Source organism: Clostridium sp. UBA4395 (assembly GCF_002390995.1).
Lineage (GTDB): Bacteria > Bacillota > Clostridia > Clostridiales > Clostridiaceae > Clostridium_J > Clostridium_J sulfidigenes.
On the sequence record NZ_DGRF01000087.1, the window covers coordinates 1 to 19,388 of the forward strand.

Below are 19,388 nucleotides of genomic sequence, written 5' to 3' on the forward strand. Positions count from 1 at the left end.
AGAGGGGCATAGAAAAGGGCATAGAAAAGGGAATAGCAGAAGGAATAGAAAAAGGCAAAGCAGAATTACTAATTAAGCTACTAATGAAAAAATTTAAAAGTTTACCAGACGGATATGAGAATAAGATAATGAATTTACCCATTAATACCATTGATAGAATTGGTATGGATATTTTTGATATAAATTCTGTGGAGGAATTGGAAGAGTATTTTAAGTTTCCTAAAGCATAACAAATATATAAATAAGTAATAGTATTTATTTTATTTGCATTGTATCTAATAAGATTAAATAAATAAATTGAAGGTAAGGCATGGGATTATAGAATAATCACCATGCCTTTAAAATCATTGTTATTAAAATATAAAGTAAATAAAATAAGTATTTCACATTTTACTCTATGTTTAAATAACCCATTTATATGATAGAATATCATTATAGGATGGTGATAGATTTTGATGAAAAAGTTTAATATAACGGGAACTTGTATACCTAATAGACACTATATGGTAGACACTTCAAATAAAATAGATAAAATAATGAAATTAATTAATGCTGAAGAGTATTTTATAATAAACAGACCAAGACAATACGGTAAAACTACCACTTTATTTTTACTAAATAATATACTAAAGGAAACAGAGGATTTTTTGCCTATAAAGATAAGTTTTGAAGGCATAGGAGATTTAATTTTTGAAGATGAAGGTAGGTTTTGTAATGGTTTCTTAAAATTATTACAACGCACCATTGAAGTTGAAAATTCTGGCCTAGCTGATTTTATTAATAGTAATAAGGATACAATAGAGAGTTTAAATGATTTAGCATATTTCATCACAAAGATTATTAGAAAGGCCAATAAAAAAGTGGTATTAATGATAGATGAAGTTGATAAAAGCAGCAACAATCAACTATTTTTAAGTTTTTTAGGGCTCCTTAGAAATAAATATTTACTAAGGAATGAAGGACAAGATTATACCTTTCATAGTGTGATTTTAGCTGGGGTCCATGATGTAAAGACCTTGAAAATAAAACTAAGACCTGATGAGGAGCATAAATATAACAGTCCATGGAATATAGCCACTGATTTTAATGTGGATATGAGCTTTTCAAAGGAAGAAATAATCACTATGTTAGATGATTATACTGAAAATAAAAGGGTTAACCTTGATAAAGAATACTTTGCAGAAAGACTTTATTTCTATACTTCTGGTTACCCCTTCCTGGTGAGTAAACTATGCAAAATCATAGATGAAAACATAATGGATGAAGATAAATTATTATGGGAAAAAGAGTACATGGATCTAGCTGTTAAAGAACTCTTAAAGGATAGCAATACTAATTTTGATAGTTTAATTAAAAATATTGAGAATAATGAAGAATTATATGACTTTGTTAAAAAGTTAGTTTTAGATAATGAAAATATAAGCTATATAAAAACAGATGAAATAATAGATATGGGAAGTGTCTATGGAATTTTAAAAGAAGATGAAGGAAATTGCAAGATAAGTAATAAAATTTATGAACAATTGCTCTATAACCATATGATGATGAAGGTTATAAGAAAAGATAAGAATTCTATTATGTCTCAATATAACTATAAGGCTAAATTTATTAAAGAAGATGGCAACCTTGATGTTAAAAAGATTCTTATAAAATTCTCAGAGTTTATGAAGCATGAGTATTCTGAGAAAAGAGAAGCCTTTTTAGAGGCAGATGGAAGACTACTATTCTTAGCTTTCATAAGTCCAATAATATATGGAACTGGCTTTACTTTTAAGGAAGTTCAAGGTGGAGATGAAAAGAGATTTGACATCGTTATAACATACAATAAAAAGATGTATGTACTAGAGCTGAAAAGATGGAGTGGAGAATCTTATCATCAAAGAGGACTAAACCAGCTAGGTCAGTACTTAGAGCAATATAGCCTTAATGAGGGATATCTTTTAATATTCGACTTTAGAAGAGTAAATGGAGAAGTAGGAACAGTGAAAGAAACAACCTTAAACCTAGATGAGAAAGAAAAAAGAATAGTTGAAGTTTATTGCTAAGGGAATGTGTCTATGGGAACCTTAGCTCAAAGATTATATAAATAAAGAAAATTAAAGTTAAGGCATGGGATTATATGATAATCACCATGCCTTTAAAACTATTGTTATTTATTTAAAACCTCCATAGATAATACATTTTATGTTATAATATGTAAATGATATATAAAATAACTTTAATATATAGTTATTGAAAAGGTGGTATAGAAGTATGGATGAAGTTAAATTTCAACAATGGAGTCAAATTAGAGATCATGGTCTTTAATTTTATTTTATCAGAAGAGTATTGCTTTACTGCGTTATAGGTGCTTTAGTGTTTATAGTATTAAATTTAATAACTAAATTATATTCATTTAAACAAATAATAAATCAAATAGAAGTTTTGAGTATAGCAATAACTTTTGCTCAATTACTACGATGGTTTATAAATGAAAAATCTTACAAGGCGTATCAAAAATCTTTTCATAAAAACTAACACTATTTATATTTTTTACATTAAGAGATTCAGTAGTAGCAAAAGATTTAAGAATCAGAAACCGTTCTACACGGCAGTTAGAAATTTGTATATTAGAAAATCTTCTTAAATTGTAAATTAAGTTATATTAAAGCACGTGGAGAGGGGATAAAATATGCTGTATTATATTACTATCATTTTTGCATTAATTACAATACCATATTGGTTTATATCACTAACTTTAATATTTAAAAATAAGTTTAATAATAAATGGATACATTTTCTGCTAAAAGATCATGCTTTCAATTTAATTACATCAAATAAATATACATTTAAAACTTATATAAAGATAAAAATCACACTATTAATACAGCTTACATCATATATTGTTATTCTTATTTTTTTCATAACTATTCTGAAGTCATCTGATAAGTATGCTGTGTCAATGAAATGTAGTGCTATTGCAGTGTCTTTATTTCTTATATCGAATATTGGCAATAATTTAATCATAAAGTATTTAGAAAATAAAGATGAAATTTTATGAAAAACCGTAATGGATAAAAACAATAAATTTTCAAAAAACTTCAAATAATTCCTTGACCGTTCCCTAAAAATGTCATATAATGTAACTATGCTTTTATGGAATTCGAGTTATAGATAAAAGTATTTGGTAGAAAAGACATAAATAAAAGGATATGTTAGGTTATATTAAGGGGAAATGTAGGTTAATGATATATTATCTATATTATGATTAAGTAATTTAAAGGGGAAAATTAGTAGAGAGAGGGGGATTAGATGTAATTGATTCAGGTGAGATGCCCAATTTGCAATAATAGATTATTCGATGTGGAAAATAGCTACGTTGGAATGATAGAGATAAAGTGTAATAAGTGTAGAAAACTTCTGGGGGTAAAAAATAATATTAAATTAAGGAAAATAGAATTTTCATATATAATGAGTTAAGATATAGGTTAAAGTATAATAAAACATACCGAGCAATGGAGTGATTAACTACCGAATAGCCGGATGGTTGCTAAATTAGCAGTCATCGGCTATTTTTTTATTTTAACAGAATTTAATCCATCTAGGGTTAGTTTTTAAAGCCTTTCACTGTGGAAGGCTTTTTTTTATCCCTTTATAAGCATCTTCACCTAGGCTTTGAATAGCTTCATAAAAGTTTCAATGAAAAAATTTGAAGCTAGGAGAGATGAATATGAAAATTAAGTATGAATTTATTACAGGTGAAGTTCAGGAGGTTATTGTACCTGATGAGCTTATTAAAGTTGTCATGGAAATAGAAAGACAGGTTTATATTAGCAATCGTAAGGAAAGTCGTAGACATAATTCTATAGAAATTATGGAGGAGCATGGTTTTTATTTTAAAGCTAAGGATATGCTAGTTACTGAGGTTGTTGAAGAAAAATTAATTAATGAGAGTCTTTATGAAGCACTAGGTAAATTATCTTTCGATAAAAGAAAGTTAATTTACCTAGTGTTTTTTCAAAGGAAAACCATTGCTTCTATTGCTAAAGATAGAGGGGTTAGTGAGACTGCTATAAGAAAATCTCTGAAAAGAATCTATAGGGACATAAAAAGAATTTTAAAATATTTTTAAATAAATTTCAAAAAGTGGGTTCGGATTTGCCATTCTCGTGGCTTATATATATAAGGACTTTTTTGAAGGAGGTTTATTTATGGATATTAATATTAATGTGAACTTTAATTGCAGGGAACTTATCAAGGTTTTAACACTGTCAGCTAGGTTTTTTCAAGTTTTGGATGAGAAGGAGTCTGAAGCTTTAGGTACTGGTAGTGAATTACCTATGGATCAGGAAGATAGACTGATTTGGAAGTTAGAGGATGTTAAGAGGGAAAGTGAGGAAAAGGATGCTAAGGAAGAAAAACTAAAGGAACAGGATGCCTATGTGCTTTGTAAGGGGGAGGTTACTTTAGGGGATATTAGAGAAAAGTTGGCTGCTATGTCTCAAAAGGGTGACCATGAGAGGGTTCGTCAGCTCCTTATTAAGTATGGTGGTGAGAGGCTTTCAGATGTTCCAAGGGAGAATTATGTAGACTTGCTTAAGGAAGCTAATGAGGTGCAGTAAATTAATTTAATTATGAGGAGGAGTTAATTATGTCAGTTAAGGTTAATACTAAGGTTATTACAGGAAAGGTTAGGCTTTGTTATACAAATCTCTTTGAGCCAAGGATTATGGATCTTAATCAGGAGCCTAAGTATAGTGTTTGTATTCTCATTCCTAAGTCAGATAAGAAAACTTTGGAAGCTATTATAAAGGGTGTTGAAGGGGCTAAGCTATCTGGAGCTGCTCTTTGGGGTGGTAAGATTCCTATGGATTTGAAGTTGCCTCTTAGGGATGGTGATGAGGAGAGAGGTGAGCATGAGGAGTTTACCAATCATTATTTTATCAATGCTATTTCAAAGGAAAGGCCTGGGGTTGTGGATAGGAGTCTTAGGGATATTTTAGAGCCTGGAGTTGTTTACTCTGGTTGCTATGGCAGAGTATCTATAAACTTTTATGCCTTTAATCAAGGTGGAAATAAGGGAGTTGGCTGTGGTCTTCAGAATGTGCAAAAGCTTGAGGATGGAGAGTTTTTAAGTGGCAGATCTAGAGCTCAGGATGATTTTGATATGGTGGGGGATGATGATAATGAATCATAGTAAAGAGAGGCTTTTGTCTATTGATATAGAGACTTATTCAAGTAGAGACCTTGGTAAGTGTGGAGTTTATGCCTATTGTGAGGCAGAGGATTTTGAGATTTTACTTTTTGCCTATGCCTTTGATGATGAGGAAGTTAGGGTTATAGATTTAAAGTGTGGGGAGGAAATGCCTAGGGAGGTTATGGAGGCTTTAACCAGTGAAGAAATTATTAAGACTTCCTTTAATACTAACTTTGAGAGGATATGTATATCTAGGTATTTTAACTTGGCCCTTGTAATAGAGCAGTGGAGGTGTACTGCTGTTAATGCTCTTTTGTTAGGACTTCCAGGGAGTTTAGAGGGAGCTTTAAATGCTATGGAGATGAAGGAAGGAAAGCTTAAGGCTGGGAAAGACCTGATTAAATATTTTTCTATGCCCTATAACTATGGAGAGGATGGACAACCTTTAAGACATGTACCAGAGGATGATTTTGTTAGGTGGCAACTTTTTACTGTGTATTGCAGAAGAGATGTGGAGGTGGAGAGGGCTCTTAGAAAAAGGTTGTGTAAGTTTAGACTCACTCCTAAGGAAGAAAAGTTATGGCATCTGGACCAAAGGATTAATGATTATGGAATTTTAGTAGATGAGGAGCTTATAGCTAGTGCTAGAGAATTTGCAAGGGAAAGCCAGGATTATATAAAAGAAGAGATGACAAAGGTTACAGGAATTGAAAATCCTAATAGCAATGAAAGGTTAAAGAGATGGCTTTTGGATAGGGATGTTTATACAGATAGTCTTAGTAAGGAGTCTATAGAAAGGCTGTTAAACTGTGATATCAGTGATGAAATTAAGTCAGTGCTGAGATTAAAGTTAATCCTTTCTAAGACCTCTATTAAAAAGTATGAAGCTATGGCTAGTGCCATGGGGAAGGATAGGAGAATTAGAGGCTTGTTTCAGTTTTATGGAGCAAGTAGAACTGGAAGATGGGCTGGGAGGCTTGTTCAGGTACAAAACCTTCCTAAGACTACCTTAGATGATTTAGATATAGCCAGGGAGCTTTTAAAAGGTAGAGATTATTATGAACTGGAAATGTGTTATCCAAGTGTGCCTAAGGTTCTTAGTGAACTTATAAGGTCATCCTTTATCCCTAAGGAGGGCTCTAGATTTATTATTGCAGATTATAATGCCATTGAAGCTAGAGTTATAGCTTGGCTAGCAAATGAGACTTGGAGGTTAAATGTTTTTAATTCCCACGGAAGGATTTACGAAACCTCTGCTGCTAAAATGTTTCATGTGGATGAGAAAGAGGTTACCAAGGGCAGTATTCTTAGGGAAAAGGGTAAGATTGCAGAGCTTGCTCTAGGGTATCAAGGAGGCAGGGGAGCCTTACTTGCCATGGGAGCTTTAAAGATGGGCCTTGATGACAAGTAGGTTACTAACTTAGTTATCACCTGGAGAGCTGCCAATAGAAATATTGTAAAGCTGTGGAAGAATATTGAGAGAGCTGCTTTAAAATCTGTAATCCATGGAAAGGTTGTAAAGATGCGTAATGGGATTACTTTTTCCATGGAGGATGGAATTTTGTTTGTAACCTTGCCTTCAGGAAGAAGTCTTGCCTATATAAATGCGAGAGTAAAGAGGGATTTTAGACTTAATAAAAATGTTCTTACCTATGAAGGGGTAGACCAAAATAAAAAGCAGTGGGGAGTTCTTAAAACCTATGGAGGTAAGCTGACGGAAAATATTGTACAAGCTATAGCTAGGGATTGTCTTGGAGAGGCTATGTTAAACCTTGAAAAGGCTGGATATAAATGCGTTATTCATGTTCATGATGAAGTGGTTTTAGAAGTGCCTCAGGGCTTTGGTTCCGTTAAAGAGGTGGAGGAAATCATGAGCCTGCCTATACTTTGGGCTATGAATTTACCTTTAACAGCTGAGGTTAATGAAAGTAGTTATTATAGAAAATTTTAAGGAAAGAGGAGTATGTAAGTTATGAAGGAAAAGAATATTCAAGGGTCATTAAAGTATGAAGGAAGCCTTACTCTGTCAGTTGGGAAAAGTAGAAGGGATAAGCAGTGGGATAATGTTAATGTCACATGGGGGCAGCTAATAGAAAAACTTAGCAGTACTGTTTACACCTCTGAAACCTTGGAGGAGTATAGAAATTCACCTAAGGACCTTCAGGATAATATAAAAGATGTTGGTGGCTTTGTAGGTGGTACTTTAAAGGGTGGTAGAAGGACAAAGGCTTCTGTCATGGATAGGCAACTACTGACTTTAGATTGTGATTATGCCACTTCTTACCTATGGGATACCTTGGATATGTTATTTGATTTTGCTGCAGTTATATACTCTACCCATAAGCATTGCGAAGAGAGACCTAGATTTCGCCTAGTAATTCCTTTAAATAGAAGGGTGACTCCTGAGGAATATGAAGCTATAGGAAGAAAGGTTGCTAAAGATATAGGCATGGATTACTTTGATGATAGTACCTATGAGCCTTCTAGACTTATGTATTGGCCTTCAACTAGCAGTGATGGAGAATTTGTTTTTCAATATAAGGATGCTCCATGGCTTAATGCAGATGAAGTGTTAAACACCTATGAAAATTGGAAGGATAGAAGTTCTTGGCCAGAATCCTCCAGGGTTAATAAACACAGGAGCGCTTTAGCAAATAAGCAAGGCTCTCCAAGGGAAAAGACTGGAATTATAGGTGCTTTTTGCCGTAGCTATTCCACTCCCCAGGTTATAGATAAGTTTTTAAGTCATATATATATGCCTACTATGGACAAGGATAGATATACCTATGTAAAGGGCTCTACCTCTGGGGGATTAGTTATTTATCAGGAAGGAGATTTTGCTTATTCCTATCACAGTACAGACCCTATGTCAGGGCTCCTTTGTAATGCCTTTGATTTAATGAGGATTCATAGCTTTGGTCATCTAGATAAAGGAGTACCTGGGGATACACCCAGTATTAATTTGCCATCCTATAAGGCTATGATAGATTTTGCAAGAGATGATAACCAAGTAAAGTTAACTATTGGAGAAGAACGACTTTTGCAAGCTAAGATGGATTTTAAGATTGAGGAAGAGCTCTATGATCATAGATATGACGACTCTTATAGTAAGAAAGAAGAAGAAATTCATAATAATGAGGAAGAGAAATATTCCTATGGTAATAAGGTAGAAGAAGCTCTTTATAATAAAGAAGAAGTAAACCCTAATAATAAGGAAGAAATAAACTCTAATAATAAGGAAGCTATAGCCATGGATAAGAAGGTACGAAGAAATGACCTAAAGGAAAATGACGAAGTTAAAGTATTTGTAGATAATCAGATGCCAAATAAGGATATAGTAGACCTTTCAGAAAATAATAAGAAAGTAGTAAATAAAAATATAGGTGGAATAGTTTTAAGTGAAGAACCTAACCAATGGATGCAGCACTTAGAGGTGGATAAGCTAGGACAGTACAAGTCCACCATAGAAAATATTAGTTTGATTCTTGAAGATGACGAAAATTTAAAGGGCAAAATAGCTTTAAATGAATTTTCCCATAGAACTGTGATTAAGGGTAATCTACCCTGGCATAGCCTTCTTAATAAAAAAGAAGGGGATCAGTGGAAGGACAGTGACGATTCATCTTTAAGGCATTATATAGAAAAGGTTTATAGGATAACTAGTCCCATGAAGATTAATGATGGTCTTTTAATTATAGAGGAGAAAAATAAGTTTCATCCCATTAGAGATTACTTTAACTCCTTAGTGTGGGATGGAGTTAAAAGGGTGGACAACCTATTTATAGATTATCTAGGAGCTAGTGATACTAAATATAATAAAATGGTTACAAGAAAAGCTTTAGTTGCTGGAGTGGCTAGGATTTTCAATCCAGGAGTGAAGTTTGATTATATGCTGGTTTTAGTTGGAAAACAAGGTGTAGGTAAGAGTCATATTTTAAGCCTTCTAGGGCAAAACTGGTACTCAGATTCCTTTAATACAGTGCAAGGGAAAGAAGCCTATGAACAACTTCAAGATGCTTGGATTATAGAGATGGCAGAGCTTACTGCTGCAAAAAAAGCAGAGACAGAGGCAGTAAAACACTTTATATCTAAGAGGGAAGATATCTATAGAGTTGCCTATGGAAAGAGGGTTACAAAGTTTCCAAGGCAGTGTGTATTCTTTGGCACCACCAATGAAATGGACTTCTTAAAGGATAAAACAGGGAATAGAAGATTTTGGCCTGTAATGGTAGAGAAACATAGAATTAAAAAGGATTTATGGAGAGATGATATAAAGGCTGAAATCCACCAGATTTGGGCAGAAGCTGTGGAGCTTTGGAAGATGGGGGAAGGGTTATTCTTAGAGCTAGAACTAGAAGAGCAGGCAGTTAAAATCCAAGAGAAGCATACAGAGAGAAGTTCCATGGAGGGATTGATTCATGAATACCTTGAAATGTCTCTTCCTGAAAATTGGGAGGACCTTGATGTGGCAGCTAGAAGAAGTTATATTCATGGAACTAACTTTAAAGAAGAAGCAATACCCACTAAAAAAAGAGATAAAGTATGTGCCATGGAGATATGGGTGGAGCTATTACAAGGAGATCCTAAATACATGAAACCTATGAATTCTAGAGAGATTAATGATGTGCTCCGTGTCCTTGAGGATTGGGAACCCTATAACATGGGCACAGGAAAGCTGAGATTTGGTAAAAATTATGGATGTCAAAGAGCCTTTATAAGAAAGAATAATTATGAAAACACTTAAAAACTGTATCCTTGATTTCAAGGACACAGGGAAAGACACAGTTAAGGACACGCCTCAAACCTAGTAATAATAAGGGCTAACCCCCTATGTATCTATTATGTCCATGATATTCTATTAGAGCATATTTATAATATAAATAATATATATATAATACTATATAGGTATATATAGGGGGAAAAATGGACACATGGACACAGGAGGAAATAGCCTAAGAGAAAGGATTTTTGTTATGGATAATTATGCTAAAATTCAAGAATTGGTGACAAAGGCAAAATCAGGGGAGGATACTGCCCTTGAAGAACTTTTAAAAACTTTCAAGGCTTTAATATCTAGCCAAGCTGTGGCTATAAGTGTAAAAGGTTATGACCTAGATGACCTAATTCAAGTGGGTATTATTGCTCTATATAAAGCAGTCCATGGCTATGATATAACCAAAGTTCACTTCCCCTGTCATATAGCTATAGCTATAAAAAACAACATTGAAGGTCTAATTTACATGGGCAGAAACACTGATGGGAAGAATTCTGTTAACAAGCTTCAGAGAAGCTAAAAATTTTATTTATAAGGTTTTACTGAATGTATATAGAAATTTAAATTTAAGTTAATACCATGGGACTTATAATATGGTAAAATTGTAAATTATAATAGATTATTGCAGCGTGCTATATAAGCACCTTGCATTACCATGGAATATCTAGGAGGTTCGGTATGAAATTAAAGTTAAATATTTACTCATTCATTTTATCATTGGTATGTGTAATATTATTCTTTTTATCAATAGAATCAAATAAAGTAATTAACTTTACAATGGATCTATTACAAGTGCATCCATTAGTTATAGTTATGATACTTTCTATAATCACACTATTACTAGGGCTACTTGGATTTTCGTCAGCCATCAGCTGGTTTCAATTATTTAGAGGAGTCTTTACAGTAGCCATAACCATTATAATGACAGGATTTATAATTTTTATCTTAACTGTTGGTAGGGTAGTTTCATTTACTTAAAGTAAAAGAGGGGGAGTTTTAATGTTTAGATCTGGATTAAGATTATTATTTGGTACATTTACACAACTAATTGTTGTAATTATTTCCTATGAATTTTTCTTAAAATATGCTGCAAGTCAAGGAGGTATAGGGGCGGTAAACTCAATAGATGCTGTCCATCCTTTAATATGGGTAATTATAGCTTGTGAATTAATAATATCATTATGTCTTTTAATTTTAGGGATAAAAGATAAAGGCAAGCTGAATGGTAGGTTATAAAAAAAATGTATCAACGTACTAAACAATAGGAAGGAGAAATTATAGTGAATAACAAGATTTTGTATCAAAAGATATATACCGATGACTATAAAGAATTAACAAAAATCATGACTTCTGCATTTAATGAAGATACATCAATGCATACCAATATGAAAGAGGATGGACCTAAAGGATATAATGATGGCAGTTTGATTAAATGGCTCAATGAGAACGCAGATTTTGAAAGTTATAAAGTTATTTATGACGGTAATATAGTTGGTGCTTACACTGTTGGAATCAAGCCCAATAATGAATATAGTTTGGAAATGCTCTTTATTGATCCAAATTACAGAGGACATCATCTTGGAACTATAGTTTGGAATGATATAGAACAAAAATATGTAGATGCTAAAATATGGACAGTTGAAACACCGGATTATTCAATAAGAAACCATAGATTTTATACTAAAAAATGTGGATTTACATTTTTAAAGGAAAACATATATAATGATGAATGTAAATCTTTTGTTTTTAAGAAGGAAAAATAATATTATAAACAGAGTGAGTTAAGATAAGAAAGAAGATTAATCAAGTAATTCATTGGTTAAGATGTATGAATTTAAATGTTTTGAATTTGGGGGATAAGTAATTATATGAATAATATACATTTTAAGGAAATTGATAATACTAATGAAAATATTGTTAGGAAAATAAAATTAAAGTCAGACCAAGAGAAATTTATTGAAACTGTAGATGAATGCTTGAAAGAAGCAAGTACTTGTAGTCAATGGAATCCTGTAGCTATATATGATAACGAGGAAGTAATTGGATTTGCAATGTACGGATCCTTCGGGCCTAATAAAGATACTTGGATTGATAGAATAATGATAGATGAAAAATACCAGGGAAAAGGATTTGGAAAAATTGCAATGACCAATCTTATTGATATTGTTTCAAAAAAATATGATGTTAATACTATCTACTTAAGTATAGTTGAGGAAAATACATTAGCTTATAGTTTATATAAAAGCATTGGATTTGAGTATATAAATGAAAAGGATGTTAATGGAGAACTTATATTTAAGTATATAATTTAAAATAAGTGTTTAAGCAAGGTGAATTAGAGAGTTTTCATGTTTTAAAATCTCATCTTTTTATATGGTGAAATAGATATATAATTAAATAACTTATTCTAATACTGTTTATTTTAGAGCATCTCTATATGGAGGTGCTTTTGTATTTTAATACATTTTATTGTAATTGTATTATAATAAGTATGTGAAGAAGTAATTGTGTTAAATTACGAAGTAAATAAAATCCGTATATTGCAAAAGTATAAATTTGTATTTACTAGAAGGAGGTAGTATGAGTACAAACAGTATAGAGATGTTAAAACTTATTGACTTGAAGCCTGTGAGTAGCAGAATAGATTATGAGGTTTTAGAAACATTCCAATGTAATGGATACAGAAGGGAACTTATTCAATATTTCATACATGGACGTAAAAATACTGCCTTTTTGCTTTTGCCAGATGGAGAAGGTAAGCATCCAGCAGTTTTAATAAATCATCAACATAACAGAGAAAGAAATCTTGGCAAAAGTGAAGTTTGCGGTCTTGCTGGGAATCATCTTCAAGCCTTTGGTCATGCACTTGCAGAGAGGGGATTTGTTGTCATCGCACCAGATTCATTGTGTTTTGAGGATAGAAGAGTTAATGCCTCAGGAATCAATAAAAATGATGAAGATGATGACTGGCAGCATTTTCTTACAATGTGCTACGGAATACTCACAGGTCAGACTCTGGCAAAAACAGTAATTGAAGATGCAATAGGAGCAATCAGCGTGTTAAATGGATTGGATTGCGTTGATTATAATAAAATAGGTTGTTTAGGACATTCATATGGAGGTAATACAACGATTTATCTTACTGCATTTGATAAAAGAATACATTATGCTTGTGCTAGCGGTAGTGCCGCAACATTTAGAAACAGAATTAAGAATAATGTTGGTATTGAAATGGCAAGTGTTATACCAAATTTTATGAGATATTATGATATTGACGATGTAGTATGCGAGATTTGCCCAACTAAATTTCTAATTGTATCAGCAACAGAAGATAAATACTCGAAAGATGCAATGGATATCTATAAAAACGCAGAAAAGGAATATATAAAATGTAATGCAGGGCAACAAATTAGTATTAAACAATATGAAGGTGGTCATGCACTTACATCAGAAAGATTTAATTATATAGTTGACTGGATTATTGAGGCTGCAAAATAAATATAGAAGTTTAATTAATTCGTAATCTTCTATAATTAAGAAATTATATTAATAAGTTTCGCATAGGGGTATAAGAAAGTGGACTTAAAGTCTAAAAGAAACTTAAATGAGGTGTTTTAGATATGTTAAGGAATATGACTACAATTTATATTATGTTTAAAAATAAAATGTTACTGCTTTATAGAGTTGGTTCAATAGTTGTGCAACCTTCTTGGTGTGGTATAGGTGGCCATTTTGAAAACGGCGAACTAAATAATCCAAAGGCATGTGTTTTAAGGGAACTATTTGAAGAAACAGGTATTACAGAAAATGATATTGGAACTGTAGAGTTAAAATATGTTACACTTCGTATGAAGAATAATGAGATTAGGCAAAACTATTACTATTTCACTGAACTACGAAACACTGAAATAGACATTAATGAATGTGATGAAGGCACATTGGAGTGGGTTAATATGGATGAAGTTTTAGATAGAGAAATGCCTTTTACTGCTAAAGAATGTTTGAAGCATTATTTGTCTATAGGTAAAGATAATAATAAGTTGTATGCAGGAGTTGCAAGTGAAAATGGTGCTGATTTTATTGAATTAAAGGAATTTTGATGGTTGTCCTTTTCTTTAAATAAGAAATTATTATTAGGTGGCAGATTTTAATTCTCCACATAAAGTAGCAAGTTCAAATATATATGAAACGGAGAATAAAAATGAGTATAAAATATAAAGAAAATGGAACATTTGAATTAAAACAATTGATAGAATTATATAAAAATGTTGGGTGGACAGTATATTCAGATAAACCTGATAAACTATTTAAGGCAGTAAAAAATTCCTTATTCAATATTGGAGCTTTTGATGGGGAAGAGTTGATTGGATTAATTAGGGTTGTTGGTGATGATGCTTCTATTATCTATATACAAGATATCTTAGTAAAAGAAGAGTATCAAAAACAAGGCATAGGGAATTATCTTTTACAATCAATATTAGATAAATATAAGCATATTAGACAAATTGTACTGATGACTGATAATACAGAAAAAACCAAAGCCTTTTATAAGAAAAACGGTATGTTGACATCATGCGAACTTGAAGGGGTTGCATTTGTTAAATACAATTTTGAGGCATAGATTGACCAGATTTTAATGGCTTTGATTAAAAATCAAAGCTATTTATTTTAGAGCATCTCTATATGGAGGTGCTTTTGTATTTTTATCCATTTTATAATAAAAATGCTATAATAAATATATAAACTCTAACTTTAATGTGTTATATATTTATAATACTGATTAAAATAATGCATGTAATATAAATTTTATAACTTCTATAAAAGAAGGGCTTTGGCTTACGCCTGTATGAATCATTTCACTTCTAGAAAAAAATATATTGAACCTAAAATAATAATAATTGATATAAGAGCACCTTTACGCTAACATATAAATTAAAGGGGTGGGTATATGGAAAAGCATGAAGAAATTAAGATTATAGTAGGTATTTACTTAGCAAAACCTTACGGAAAAAAAAGGAAGTAATTCGCTTAATGGGGTTTCTCTTTAAAGTTTAGATAAATATCTATATGTACTATTTTTGAGGGGGATATATATGAGACAAGACATTATAGATTCGTTAAAAGATGAAGTAAAAAAAAGATACGAGAGCGAAGATAATTTTTTTGGCATTGGAGGCTACTATCATATAAGGGCTGTTGTTAAAAATGCAGTTAGTTTGGCTGAAAGTTATGGTGCAGACATTGAAGTTGTAACAATAGGTGCGTGGCTTCAAGATATTGCTTCTGTTACTGATTATAATTTTTATGAAGATCATCATATCCATGGAGCAAGAATTGCAGGTGATATGCTGAGTAATTTTAATTATCCCAATGAAAAAATAGAACTAGTTCAAAAGTGCATCTTAAATCACAGGGGCAGCAAGTTGCTAGAAAAAAGTTCTAAGGAAGAAATATGAGTCGCAGATGCAGATGCTATATCACATTTTGATAATTTGCCATCGCTGTTTCAACTTGCATATGCAGCAAGGAATTACTCTATTGGCGAAGGCATTGACTTTGTGAAGAACAAACTAATAAGGAGTTACAATAAACTATCAGACGAGAGCAAAGAAGTATATAGAGAAAAATACGATACTGTTATGAAAATTTTAGATTAGGTATTGTGAACATAATCATTGAGACGGAATTTTCTTTAAAAGCGAATTTGAGGATGAAAAACAAGCACCCTCTAAAATCGTCTAATATTTCAACACTGTATTAAAACATAGCCAAATATTAAAATAAAAGTGGCTACTTCCAAAGGAAAGTAACCACTTTATTTTTATAAATATTTCTTTAGATCTTCAAGAGACTCCATATCAAAAATTTCTGTACCTATATGCTCTATTACATCTCCAGATAAATTCCTAATTTTTTCTTTATATTCGTCTGGTAATATCTTGAATTTCTTCATAAGTAGTTTAATTAATAGCTCAGCCTTGCCTTTTTCTAACCCTTTTTCTAGACCTTCTTCTTTACCTTCATTATATATCATCTTACCAACTTCAGTCATACCAACAACCTCCTTAAATCTTTTCTTAGATAATTCATCACCAAACTTATCGAACAGAGCATATAGTAATGTTAAGCATTTATTTTTATCTGTATATGATTTTATTTCATTAGCAATTTCTATACTCTCTAAAGTAATTTCACTTTTAGATTTTATACTGCTCATAAGCGGTATAAAACTAAGAGTTATTATATCCTGTTCTGTTAATTCTATATTATTCTCAACTTTATATTTTATATTATTTAATTTGCTATCACCATCTAAGTTTTTCATATAAAAGGCTTCCACTTTATATTGTATGCTTCCACAATCTAGGTATGTAGGGGCTTCTTTTATATCCGATGAATATACTACTAGAGTTCTTATGTTTCTTTTACTTTTGTAATACAGAGAAGAGTCGTAGTAAAGAAATCTAGATATATCCTCATTTTTCTTGGTGGTTTGAAACTCAAAGTGGAGATAATCTCCACTATCCGTGTAAAATAGATAGTCCATAGCGTTAGTTTTAATATCAATATTTTTAATCTCAGTTTCAGCGGGTCTACTAATATTAATATCTAAATTAAAAAACTTTGGTGCACCTTCCTTAAATACTTCCATAGCCTTTTTAAAGACTGCATCTTCAATCTTATTATAATCCATACTATATCTCCTTTAAAGTATTTTTGCAATATTTTTAATGGCTTACTCTTATACTTAAATTATTGACACTTACTCAGAAAACATGCACATATGTTCGTTAAAAATTGTGGATTTATATAGATTTTTCAAAACCAAAGGCATATGAAATTACTTTTTCAGAAGAGCGAATGGGTATTATATATGAGAAAGTAGATGGTGAATCCTTGTTGGAGTGGGTTATGAGAACAGGTGAGGTGCAGTATATATGGCAGAATTACATAAGACAATCCTTCAGAATCGGATTATTAATGTACCTAATTATAAGGAGTTTTTAAAATGCAATATAGTAAATTCACCAGTAGCTAATTCGAAGAAGCGAGAAGAAGTATTGCAAATGCTTGATAAACTGAAGGATGGAAATACACTTTGTCATGGTGATTTCCATCCAGGTAATATTTTAATATCGGATGGACATACAATGGCTATAGATTTCATGAATGTATGTCATGGAGATTTTTTATATGATGTTGCAAGAACTGTATTTCTAGTGGAATATACACCTGTGTCCATAGAAGTAGAGGATAGAGAAATGCTTTTACGATTTAAGAAAACATTGGCAGATTTGTATCTTGTGCAAATGAATGTTACAAGAGAAATGATACAGGATTATCTAGCAGTTATTATTGTGGCTAGAGCTGGTGAATGCCCTGAAGAATAGCTAAAATCTAAATTTAATAAATCTTATTTAAAGCATCTCTTTAATGAGGTGCTTTTTCGAATATACATACATTTTATTGAATAAATGTTATAATAGGTCTATAGCATTGAATTAATAAATGAACAATATTAGTATAATGTGAAGTAAGAGAATTTATGAATTGGGAGGACTTTTTCATGCGAGGATTGATTTTGTATGGTGCAAACTGTACTTTAGATGTGTGGAACAAAATGAAAAGTGAGTTAGCAGTACATAATGTTACATTTGTAGAGTATCCATATAATATTACAGAAAAAGCAAACAACATTTCAGATATTACTAAGTGGGTATATGCAACTTATGGAAATGAGAGATTCGATTTTATTCTGGGACATAGTATGGGTGGAATTGTTGGATTAGAATTGGTTGCAGATTTTAAGTTAAGGTGTGATAAAGTAATTTTTATAGAGTCCAATTTGAAACCTGCAAAAAACTTCTATCGAAACTTGATGCTTCCCTCTAATATGAGACAGTATGGTAATGAAATCATTTCTATGATAAAGGGAGAGGCAAGATACTATAGTGATAGCTTAAAAAAGGCATTGCAGGAGGAATTTAATTATACAGATTATATTAAAAAAATAAATTCTAAAGTTTATGGAATATATGGAGATAGAGGCCAAAAAGGCTATGTCAATAGAATTAGCGATTTGTGCCTTGATGATAATATTGTTGCAAAAATAAATTTTAGATTTGTTGAGAATTCCTGCCATATTCCAATGATTGAGAATCATGAGATGTTAGCAGATATCATAGAGAGTATTTTAGCTGAATAATAAATTGCTTATGCTAAAGAAGTATTTTCTATTAGATTTTATGAAGATAATGTAATTGGTTTTCAAGAAAAACCTGAATCTATAGGAAAGTATTATAAAATCCAAGATAAAGAATTTGATATTAAAAAGATTATAGAAGAGTTACAATAAAATAAGGAATCACATTATGCTATGTGGATGTATAACTAGTTAAAAAATTAGCGTATAAGTGTTAGCTAAAGCGAAGTAAAAGTTATCTATTAAAATTGTAATTATAAGGAGGGTTTTTATGATTGATGTAAAGCAACTTACATTAAAGTATCCAAGTGGAAAAGGTGTTTTTGATTTGGACTTTTCTGTGAAAAAAGGGGAAGTCATGGGCTATTTAGGTCCAAATGGTGCTGGGAAAACAACCACAATTCGTGCGTTAATGGGCTTTATGCAGCCAAATAGCGGGGTCTGTACAATAGGTGGACTTGATTGCATAAAAAATGCTACAGAAATTCAAAAAATTCTTGGATACATACCTGGTGAAATTGCATTTCTTAACGATATGAATGGGGATGAATTCCTTAAATTTATGAACGAAATGAGAGGAACAAAGGATACATCAAGACAAAAGGAACTAATGGAAATGTTTGAGATTGAACCAAAAGGTAAAATCAAAAAGTATTCAAAGGGCATGAAGCAAAAAATAGGTATTATTACTGCTTTTATGCATAATCCTGATGTGCTTATTTTAGACGAACCTACTAGTGGACTTGACCCTCTTATGCAAAATCGATTTGTTGAACTTATATTAAATGAAAAGGCTAAAGGCAAAACTATCTTGATGTCAAGTCACATGTTTGAAGAAGTGGAAAAAACCTGTGATAATGTACTAATTATCAAGGATGGCAGAATTGTTAAACAATCCGATGTGCAAACTCTTAAAAACGCTCAACGTAAAGGCTTTAGCATAAAACCTGCCGATGTTTCTACTACTTTAAGTCTTCTTAAGAATAGAGGTTTTGAGGTCAGTGTTACAGCTGATAATGCACTTGAAGTTTTCGTAACTGGAGAAAATGTTGATTCTTTCATTAAGACTTTAGCACAATCTACTGTACTGAGTTTTGATGTTAAATATCAATCCCTAGAAGATATTTTCATGCAGTTTTACAGTAAGGAGGATAAATAGCTATGAGTTTTGCATTATTTAAAACTACATTAAAAAAGAACTGGACACTACTCCGAGGTCACTGAAAAACTTATAG

The 19,388-nt window shown here is 31.7% G+C and carries 22 protein-coding genes; 20 read left to right on the forward strand and 2 right to left on the reverse strand.

Annotated features, from left to right (window positions below; all coding sequences use genetic code 11):
- From B2694_RS16495 to B2694_RS16535, 9 genes are all read left to right on the forward strand, one after another.
- Positions 1 to 230, forward strand: a 230-nt coding sequence (locus tag B2694_RS16495; RefSeq protein WP_346886674.1) for a DUF4351 domain-containing protein, incomplete at its 5' end; no start/stop codon positions are given.
- A gap of 222 nt (positions 231 to 452) precedes the next feature.
- A complete protein-coding gene (locus tag B2694_RS16500; protein WP_346886675.1) occupies positions 453 to 2,045 on the forward strand; it encodes an AAA-like domain-containing protein in 1,593 nt (530 codons plus the stop codon).
- A 1,664-nt stretch (positions 2,046 to 3,709) separates the two neighbouring features.
- A complete protein-coding gene (locus B2694_RS16505; protein WP_346886676.1) occupies positions 3,710 to 4,111 on the forward strand; it encodes an RNA polymerase sigma factor in 402 nt (133 codons plus the stop codon).
- A 79-nt stretch (positions 4,112 to 4,190) separates the two neighbouring features.
- Complete coding sequence (locus tag B2694_RS16510) at positions 4,191 to 4,601, forward strand: hypothetical protein (RefSeq protein ID WP_346886677.1); 411 nt, start codon at positions 4,191 to 4,193, stop codon at positions 4,599 to 4,601.
- A gap of 29 nt (positions 4,602 to 4,630) precedes the next feature.
- The gene (locus tag B2694_RS16515) at positions 4,631 to 5,176 is read left to right on the forward strand and encodes a DUF2815 family protein (protein ID WP_346886678.1); all 546 of its coding nucleotides are present in this window, start codon (positions 4,631 to 4,633) and stop codon (positions 5,174 to 5,176) included.
- Positions 5,166 to 6,587: a DNA polymerase gene (locus B2694_RS16520; protein ID WP_346886679.1), complete on the forward strand. Its 1,422-nt coding sequence runs from the start codon at positions 5,166 to 5,168 to the stop codon at positions 6,585 to 6,587. Before B2694_RS16515 ends, B2694_RS16520 begins: the two co-directional genes overlap by 11 nt.
- Before the next feature lie 135 nt (positions 6,588 to 6,722).
- Entirely contained in the window at positions 6,723 to 7,127 is a 405-nt protein-coding gene (locus B2694_RS16525) for a hypothetical protein (RefSeq protein ID WP_346886680.1), read from the forward strand.
- 21 nt (positions 7,128 to 7,148) lie between these two features.
- Positions 7,149 to 9,920, forward strand: a complete 2,772-nt coding sequence (locus tag B2694_RS16530) for a virulence-associated E family protein (protein ID WP_346886681.1) — start codon at positions 7,149 to 7,151, stop codon at positions 9,918 to 9,920.
- A 187-nt stretch (positions 9,921 to 10,107) separates the two neighbouring features.
- Entirely contained in the window at positions 10,108 to 10,470 is a 363-nt protein-coding gene (locus B2694_RS16535; protein ID WP_346886682.1) for a sigma factor, read from the forward strand.
- Between the two features lie 178 nt (positions 10,471 to 10,648).
- On the opposite strand, the gene B2694_RS16540 is transcribed toward B2694_RS16535, so the two are convergent.
- A complete protein-coding gene (locus tag B2694_RS16540; protein ID WP_346886683.1) occupies positions 10,649 to 10,819 on the reverse strand; it encodes a hypothetical protein in 171 nt (56 codons plus the stop codon).
- Between the two features lie 130 nt (positions 10,820 to 10,949).
- Here B2694_RS16540 and B2694_RS16545 point away from each other — a divergent pair, with 130 nt between their 5' ends.
- From B2694_RS16545 to B2694_RS16580, 8 genes are all read left to right on the forward strand, one after another.
- Positions 10,950 to 11,186, forward strand: coding sequence for a hypothetical protein (locus tag B2694_RS16545; RefSeq protein WP_346886684.1), 237 nt, complete (start codon positions 10,950 to 10,952; stop codon positions 11,184 to 11,186).
- Positions 11,187 to 11,230: 44 nt separating this feature from the next.
- Entirely contained in the window at positions 11,231 to 11,713 is a 483-nt protein-coding gene (locus B2694_RS16550) for a GNAT family N-acetyltransferase (protein WP_346886685.1), read from the forward strand.
- A gap of 105 nt (positions 11,714 to 11,818) precedes the next feature.
- A complete protein-coding gene (locus tag B2694_RS16555; protein WP_346886686.1) occupies positions 11,819 to 12,262 on the forward strand; it encodes a GNAT family N-acetyltransferase in 444 nt (147 codons plus the stop codon).
- A 268-nt stretch (positions 12,263 to 12,530) separates the two neighbouring features.
- Positions 12,531 to 13,448 (forward strand): acetylxylan esterase, encoded by a 918-nt coding sequence (locus B2694_RS16560; RefSeq protein ID WP_346886687.1) that lies wholly within the window; start codon positions 12,531 to 12,533, stop codon positions 13,446 to 13,448.
- Positions 13,449 to 13,570: 122 nt separating this feature from the next.
- The gene (locus B2694_RS16565) at positions 13,571 to 14,050 is read left to right on the forward strand and encodes an NUDIX domain-containing protein (protein WP_346886688.1); all 480 of its coding nucleotides are present in this window, start codon (positions 13,571 to 13,573) and stop codon (positions 14,048 to 14,050) included.
- Between the two features lie 83 nt (positions 14,051 to 14,133).
- Positions 14,134 to 14,571, forward strand: coding sequence for a GNAT family N-acetyltransferase (locus tag B2694_RS16570; protein WP_346886689.1), 438 nt, complete (start codon positions 14,134 to 14,136; stop codon positions 14,569 to 14,571).
- 472 nt (positions 14,572 to 15,043) lie between these two features.
- Positions 15,044 to 15,406, forward strand: a complete 363-nt coding sequence (locus B2694_RS16575) for an HD domain-containing protein (protein WP_346886690.1) — start codon at positions 15,044 to 15,046, stop codon at positions 15,404 to 15,406.
- A gap of 36 nt (positions 15,407 to 15,442) precedes the next feature.
- Positions 15,443 to 15,607: a hypothetical protein gene (locus B2694_RS16580; protein ID WP_346886691.1), complete on the forward strand. Its 165-nt coding sequence runs from the start codon at positions 15,443 to 15,445 to the stop codon at positions 15,605 to 15,607.
- 164 nt (positions 15,608 to 15,771) lie between these two features.
- Here the strand turns inward: B2694_RS16580 and B2694_RS16585 are convergent, their stop codons facing one another.
- A complete protein-coding gene (locus B2694_RS16585; RefSeq protein WP_346886692.1) occupies positions 15,772 to 16,644 on the reverse strand; it encodes a DUF4351 domain-containing protein in 873 nt (290 codons plus the stop codon).
- A gap of 244 nt (positions 16,645 to 16,888) precedes the next feature.
- Here B2694_RS16585 and B2694_RS16590 point away from each other — a divergent pair, with 244 nt between their 5' ends.
- The 3 genes from B2694_RS16590 (at position 16,889) to B2694_RS16600 (ending at position 19,312) form a co-directional block, all read left to right on the forward strand.
- The gene (locus B2694_RS16590; RefSeq protein ID WP_346886693.1) at positions 16,889 to 17,341 is read left to right on the forward strand and encodes an aminoglycoside phosphotransferase family protein; all 453 of its coding nucleotides are present in this window, start codon (positions 16,889 to 16,891) and stop codon (positions 17,339 to 17,341) included.
- Between the two features lie 176 nt (positions 17,342 to 17,517).
- Positions 17,518 to 18,156 carry an alpha/beta hydrolase gene (locus B2694_RS16595; RefSeq protein ID WP_346886694.1) on the forward strand — a complete coding sequence of 213 codons (639 nt, stop codon included), beginning with the start codon at positions 17,518 to 17,520 and terminating at the stop codon, positions 18,154 to 18,156.
- A 268-nt stretch (positions 18,157 to 18,424) separates the two neighbouring features.
- Positions 18,425 to 19,312 carry an ABC transporter ATP-binding protein gene (locus B2694_RS16600; RefSeq protein WP_346886695.1) on the forward strand — a complete coding sequence of 296 codons (888 nt, stop codon included), beginning with the start codon at positions 18,425 to 18,427 and terminating at the stop codon, positions 19,310 to 19,312.
- The last annotated feature ends 76 nt before the right edge of the window (positions 19,313 to 19,388 follow it).